The 6,596-nt window shown below is 69.8% G+C and carries 6 protein-coding genes; 2 read left to right on the plus strand and 4 right to left on the minus strand.

The window, feature by feature from the left end:
• Window positions 1–305: 305 nt before the first annotated feature.
• The 3 genes from moeZ to H5411_RS45620 form a co-directional block, all read right to left on the minus strand.
• Entirely contained in the window at window positions 306–1,487 is a 1,182-nt protein-coding gene (moeZ, locus tag H5411_RS45610; RefSeq protein ID WP_037353382.1) for an adenylyltransferase/sulfurtransferase MoeZ, read from the minus strand.
• A gap of 98 nt (window positions 1,488–1,585) precedes the next feature.
• Window positions 1,586–2,743: a DUF3152 domain-containing protein gene (locus tag H5411_RS45615; protein ID WP_101435731.1), complete on the minus strand. Its 1,158-nt coding sequence runs from the start codon at window positions 2,741–2,743 to the stop codon at window positions 1,586–1,588.
• Between the two features lie 80 nt (window positions 2,744–2,823).
• The gene (locus H5411_RS45620) at window positions 2,824–3,837 is read right to left on the minus strand and encodes an alpha/beta hydrolase (protein WP_220818343.1); all 1,014 of its coding nucleotides are present in this window, start codon (window positions 3,835–3,837) and stop codon (window positions 2,824–2,826) included.
• 81 nt (window positions 3,838–3,918) lie between these two features.
• Here H5411_RS45620 and H5411_RS45625 point away from each other — a divergent pair, with 81 nt between their 5' ends.
• A complete protein-coding gene (locus H5411_RS45625) occupies window positions 3,919–4,542 on the plus strand; it encodes a TetR/AcrR family transcriptional regulator (RefSeq protein ID WP_009072985.1) in 624 nt (207 codons plus the stop codon).
• Between the two features lie 5 nt (window positions 4,543–4,547).
• Window positions 4,548–5,222, plus strand: coding sequence for an alpha/beta fold hydrolase (locus H5411_RS45630; protein WP_312878763.1), 675 nt, complete (start codon window positions 4,548–4,550; stop codon window positions 5,220–5,222).
• Between the two features lies 1 nt (window position 5,223).
• Here the strand turns inward: H5411_RS45630 and H5411_RS45635 are convergent.
• On the minus strand, window positions 5,224–6,596 hold a 1,373-nt coding region (locus tag H5411_RS45635; protein WP_220818344.1), incomplete at its 5' end, for a hypothetical protein.

The following is a 6,596-nucleotide window of genomic DNA, read 5'->3' on the forward strand; positions in this document are numbered from 1 at the left end:
GGTGCGGGGGAGGTGTGGGTGCCTCGCTTGTTTGGTGCGTCGGCGGCGGTTTGGTGGGGTGGGGCGCGGGGGGTGGCGTGGGTGCGCTGAGGGTTGGGTGCGTCGGCGGCGGTGTCGTGGGTGGGCGCGGGGCTTGGGTGGGTGGTCGCGTGGGTTCGCGGATTGCCTGGATGGCACCCCAATGCGGCATGGGGTGCGGTGCCGGGTGGGCGCTCACGACCCTGGCCGAAGCCTGAAATACGTGAAGGGCTCCTTCAGGGAATCTAAGTCCCTCAAGGAGCCCTTCACGGACAGGCAGCAGTACCTCAGTAGGTCGGCAGGCTCGGGTCGATCTGCCGTGCCCAGGCCAGGACTCCGCCGCCCAGGTGGGTGGCGTCCTTGAAGCCGGCCGCGTGCAGGGCGGCCAGTGCCTCTGCCGAGCGGGCGCCGGACTTGCAGTGCAGGACGATCGGCTTGTCCTGCGGCAGTTCCGCCAGTGCCTCGCCGGACAGGATGCGGTCCTTCGGGATCAGCGTGGCGCCCTTGATGTTGACGATCTCGTACTCGTGCGGCTCGCGGACGTCGATCAGGGCGAAGTCCTCGCCGGAGTCGAACTTCGCCTTCAGTTCCGCGGGCGTGATCGTGCTGCCGGAGGCGGCCGAGGCTGCTTCTTCCGACACCACGCCGCAGAAGGCTTCGTAGTCGATCAGTTCCGTGATCTTCGGGGTCTCCGGGTCCTTGCGGATCTTGACCTCGCGGTACTTCATCTCCAGCGCGTCATAGGAGATCAACCGCCCGAGCAGCGGTTCTCCGATGCCGGTGATGAGCTTGATCGCCTCGGTCACCATGATCGAGCCGATCGACGCGCACAGCACGCCCAGCACTCCGCCTTCCGCGCAGGACGGGACCATGCCCGGGGGCGGCGGCTCGGGGTAGAGATCCCGGTAGTTGAGACCCTTGCCGTTCGGAGCGTCCTCCCAGAAGACGCTGACCTGGCCTTCGAACCGGAAGATCGAGCCCCACACATACGGCTTTCCGAGCAGCACCGCCGCGTCGTTGACCAGGTAGCGGGTGGCGAAGTTGTCCGTGCCGTCGAGGATCAGGTCGTACTGCCGGAAGATCTCCAGCGCGTTCGCCGATTCGAGCCGCTCGGTGTGCAGGTGCACCTTGACCAGCGGGTTGATCTCCGCGATCGATTCCTGCGCCGACGCGGCCTTGAGCTTGCCGACGTCGGACTGGCCGTGGATCACCTGGCGCTGCAGGTTGGATTCGTCGACGACGTCGAAGTCGATGATGCCGAGCGTGCCCACGCCGGCCGCCGCCAGGTACAGCAGCGCCGGGCTTCCGAGGCCGCCCGCACCGATGACCAGGACCTTCGCGTTCTTCAACCGCTTCTGCCCGACCACCCCGACGTCCGGGATGATCAGGTGACGGCTGTACCGGGCCACCTCTTCCTTGGTGAGCTCGGCTGCCGGCTCTACGAGCGGCGGCAGTGCCGTGTCTGACATCGGGTCCTCCATACTCGCGCGGGTCGCGTAGTCGATCCCAGTATGTTCAACGCCCGCTCGCAAGGGAGACTTCCCTGCTCTCAGATCGTGGGACGTTGTTACTGGCCCGGCGGAGTCGGGTTCGGCCACGCGTTCGGCTTGCACACGCGATGGTCCGCGGCGACCTTGCCCTTGTCGCCGCCGGGGATGTTGTTGAGCATCGCGACGTAGTCGTCGGCGACGCCGAACGACTGCTGCATCATCACCGGCGCGGGCTGGTCGTTTCCGGGGCAGCCCACGTGATTGTTGCCCAGCGCGTGCCCGACCTCGTGGTTGATGGCGTACTGCCGGTACCCCGTCATGTCCGGGCCGTAGACCTTCGCGCCGCGCACCCAGCGCGACAAGTTGATCAGCACCCGGCCCATGCTGCGCCGGTAGCAGGAGGCCTCGAATTTGATCTGGAACCCGCACGCGTCCGGCCGGTGCGTGGTGTCCGGCGTGGTGAGGCTCACCCGGAAACTCGGGTCTGGATAGCTCGCGTCGACCCGCTGCAACCGGATCTCGCCGTTCCAGGTCCAGCTGCGCGGATCGGACAAAATGCCCTGCACCGCGGTCCCGAAGCTGTCGTCTCCGGCGTAACTCGCCGGGTCGATGCCGTCCTCGACCTCGACGGTGTAGGTGTAGAGCTTCCCGCTCTTGCCCACGACGTCGCTCGACCCCGGCACGATGTGCCAGGTCCCCTTGCCGGTCTGCGTGAAGGGCCCGCCGCTGGGCAGGTCGGCGGTCGGCACGTTGAGGTTCACCGGCTGCGCTGGGTTCTCCGGGATGCCGCCGCCCCCGTCGATCGCGCCCGAGGACGTGTCGCCGGACGCGACCTCGCCGCTGCTGCCGACGCCTGCGTCGGGCGAGCTGGTTGCCGTGTTGACCGCGACCAGCACGGTGATCACGGCCAGGATCGGCAGCGCGTACACCCGCCAGCCGTACGTCTTCACGAACCGGCCGAACTGGGACTGCTTCTTCTTCGGCTCCGGACGCTTCTCCGCGCCGTCCTTGGGTTTCCAGGAGGCGGCCAGCGGCTCAGCGCTCGTGCGGCGTCCGCCCGGCCGGTACCGGTCCTCGCCCACGCGCTGGGCGGGCTTGCGCGCGGGCCGGTACTGGCCGACGCGCGACGAGTCGGCCTCCGCGTCGCCGGACCCGGAGGACGCTGAACGCCGGGCCGACCCAGCGGTCGGGCCCCGCCGGTCCTTCGCTCGCGCGTCCTGCTTCAGCCGGTCCACCGACCCAGGGTGCCACACGGCGGCGACCTTCCCGGCAGCGACTGGCGGGCTCCCCGGCGATCCGCGGTCCCCCGTTCGGGCTACCAGGAGCCCTTGTCCGCGCCCTCCCACAGACCGAGCACGGCACGGGCGACCACCTGCGGACGTTCCATCTGGGCGACGTGTCCGGTGCGCGGGAGGACCAGCAGCCGGGCGCGCGGAATCGTCTGCGCGGTCCGCAGCGCGCGCTTGACCGAGATCACCCGGTCGTGGAGTCCCCAGACGACCAGCGTCGGGGCCTCGACCTGCTTGGCGACCGACCAGAGCGACGCGGCGCCGAGCGCGGTCCAGCGCCGGAAGATGCCGAACGTGCTGCGCTCCATCGCGGCCAGCGCCCACGGGAACCCGGCGCGCGCGGCGTGCTCCTCGACCAGTTCGTCCAGCCGGGCGTCCGGGAAGCGCGACGGGTCGTGGAAGCACAGCTTGATGACCTGCGCGGCGCGTTCGCGAGCCGTCATCCCGGCCATCCGGCGGCGCACCCGCGCGCCGACCACCGGCAGGTAGGCCAGCGCCATCAGCGGATCGGACAGCCGGCGCGGGTCCGGGCGGCGGTCGGGCATCGCCGGGGAAATCAGGGTGAGAGTTCTCACCAGCTCCGGCCGCCGCGCCGCGACCAGCAGCGCGATCGCGCCGCCCATCGAGTTGCCGAGCAGATGCACCGGCTTTCCGAGCCGCTCCAGCCGGCCCGCGATGACGTCGGCGTGGTCGTCGAGGCTGTACGCGAACCCTTCCGCGGGCTCCGAATAGCCGAATCCGGGCAGGTCAACGGCCTGTCCGGCGGCGGTCGGGGCGAGCAGCGCGGCCAGGTCGGTCCAGTTCGTGGACGATCCGCCGAGCCCGTGCACGTACACCGCGGGCGTGCCGTCGGGGCCGGGCGTGTGCCGGATGTGCAGGCCGTCTTCGACCGTTCCCGGCCAGGCTGGCAGCGCCCCGTCGAGCGGCGGAAGGGGCGTAGTCGACAATGGCACCTGGGTCACCGGCGGGCGGACCGCCGCCGCGGTGGCGGGGCGGGAGGTCGTGGTGGTCACCAGTCCAGGATGCCTGACCCTTGGCATTTCGGGCGTACCCACGAGTAATGTCAGGTTCACTTCACGCGGTGGTGAACCCGCCCGGCGAAGGCTGCGGACGGAGGAAGTATGACGGAGATGGCGCGACTGCAACGAGGCGTCCGGTTGCCCCGGACCGAGCGCCGGGCCCAGTTGCTGACAGCCGCGCAGCGCGTCTTCGCCGAGCACGGGTACCACGCGGCGGCCATGGACGAGATCGCCGAAGAGGCCGGCGTCAGCAAACCGGTGCTCTACCAGCACTTCCCCGGCAAGCTCGACCTCTACATCGCGCTGCTGGAAAGCCACGTCGACGACCTGGTCGGCCGGGTGCAGGGCGCGCTGAACTCCACCACGGACAACCGCCAGCGCGTCCCGGCCACGGTCGGCGCGTTCTTCGACTTCGTGAACAACGACGCGGGCGCGTTCCGCATGGTCTTCGAATCCGATCTGCGCGGCGAACCCGCCGTCCAGGAGGCGGTGGACCGCGCGACGTCGGCCAGCGTCGAGGCCATCACCGAGACGATCACCTCCGACGCCGGTCTTGACGAGGAGAAGGCGCGGCTGCTGGCCGTCGGCCTGGTCGGGATGAGCCAGGTCAGCGCGCGCTACTGGCTGCAGCACAACCAGTCGATGAGCCGCGAGGACGCGGTGGCGCTCACCGCGAACCTCGCCTGGCGCGGCATCGGCGGCGGTTTCCCGCTCAAGGACAACTGACTCCAGTGCCCGCCGTGGCGGTGCCGGGCACGTTCTGCAGCCCGCGGATCTACGCACGGCTGGCGGCCGCGCTGCCCGACGAACTGGACGCGGTCGACTGGATGACCGCGCCCGGTCCGTGGCGGATCGAGGACATCGCGGCGCGGGTCGCCGACCGGATCGACCAGCACGGCCGCCCGGTCACGCTGATCGGACACTCCACGGGCGGCTGTATCGCGGCGGTCGTCGCGGCCGCCCGGCCGGATCTGGTGTCCGCGCTGCTGCTGGCGAACACCGGCGCGCACATGCGCGGCCACGGCGACGTCGACCGGATCCTGGCCACGATCGCCTCGGCCTGGGGTCCCGACCTGCACGCCGCGGTGCTCGACCGGTCCTTCGCCACCCCGTTGCCGCCGGACCTGCGCGCTGAACTGCTCGACTACGCCGCCCGCGTCCCCGCCGAAGCCGCGCTGGAAGTCCTGCGAAGCCAACGGGATCTGGACCTCACGCCACGCCTGGCGTCGATCCGCTGCCCGGTCACCGTGCTCCACGGAATCCACGACCGGGCCCGCACTCTCGCGGACGCGCAGCACCTGGTCGACCACCTGCCGAACAGCGAACTCGTCACCGTGGAGACCGGGCACTCCCCGATCTGGGAAGACGTCCCGGCCACCGTCGCCGCGCTCGAACGGCTCCGCTAGCTCATTCGCGCGGTTTTCGCTGCCGTGGCACCGATCTCGCCGCGCCGGGTAGTTCGACCAGCAATTGTTCGAGAGGGACACTCTCCGGCAGTGCGCGGTGCGGATCGGTCAGCCAGGCGTCGGATTTGCTTCGCCGGGACGGTTGTTCGCCGTCAGCCAGCAAGGCGACGTAACAGCCGTAGTCGATGGCGAACCCGTCGTAAAGCGTTCCCGGCCGCTTCCGGTCGACAATGCCGCGTCGCACCAGGTGGACGAGCCGGGCGTCGTTCAGATCGCGCATGGTCGGGTCATTCGCACCTGTGGCGTGGTCGAGCAGGAAAGTACGCGAGCGCCTGCGGCCGACGACCTCGTCGACCAGCCACCGAAGTGTCGTCAAGGCCGGTTCGTTCCCGGCGATGGCGGCGTACTTGTCCCGCAGATACCAGTCTTGCGCGGCCTGCCGGACGTGCCGGATCCCGATCGTCGCCGTGTTCGCGTGCTGCGCGGCCAAGGCGGCGATGTTGATCGCGTCCCGGGGTACGCCCTCGGCCGCGCGCACGAGTTCGGGAAACGCGGTGCGGCTGAACGCGGTGGCCACGAATTCCGCCGGGTCGTCGGTCACCGGCATCCGCGGTCGTACGTGGTTGAGGAACAGTTCGGCGAAAAACTGCCTCGACTGGGTCCGGCCGTGATCGAACCGGAGCACGTCGTCGAAGCTGACCGCGGAGGCCGCGTCCGCGCCGACCTCGATGCCGACGTAGTCGCCCTCGTCGCCTGGTTCGCGGAACCGGGACCGGCGCTCGATCGCCGCGATCTTGACCGTCGTCCCGCGCGTCGGAAGCACGCTGCGGCGCAGCAAATCCGCCAGCAACGGTTGCAGCTCAAGGGGAATGGAGCTCCACTCGTCCAGCAACAGCCACAGCCGGGCAGGTGCCAGCGCGGCCGTGATCCGGGCCAGCGCCCGGCTGAGCGGCCCGAAAATGACCTGGTGATGCTCGGTTCCGGTGCGCCGCAACCGATCCGAAGCCGTGACCGAATGCCTGCTGCTGCCCGACATCCTCACCTGACCGCGCGGACCGCCCGGTCCCCAAGACGCCGAAGCCCCAGCGCTGGCCGACTGCTCCGCAGAACCCCCGACAGTCGTCTCCCGCTCAACGTTCCCGATGACCTCAACGGTCGTCGCCGCTTCGGTCAGCTCGTCCAGCCCCTGAAGCAAGCCTTCCTGGTCGGAAACCCTGGCCTCGATCGCCGTGGTCAGCAGCTGCTCGTGCACCGCTTCCAGCGTGTCGACCAGCAGCTGTGTACCCCGAAGCGACACCGGCAGCTGCTGGTTCGCGTACAGCCCGCTGGTGGAGCCGACCGTGCGCAAATCCAGGTACACCGCGACATCGTGGG

The sequence above is a fragment of the Amycolatopsis echigonensis genome (assembly GCF_014174495.1).
Taxonomy (GTDB): domain Bacteria; phylum Actinomycetota; class Actinomycetes; order Mycobacteriales; family Pseudonocardiaceae; genus Amycolatopsis; species Amycolatopsis echigonensis.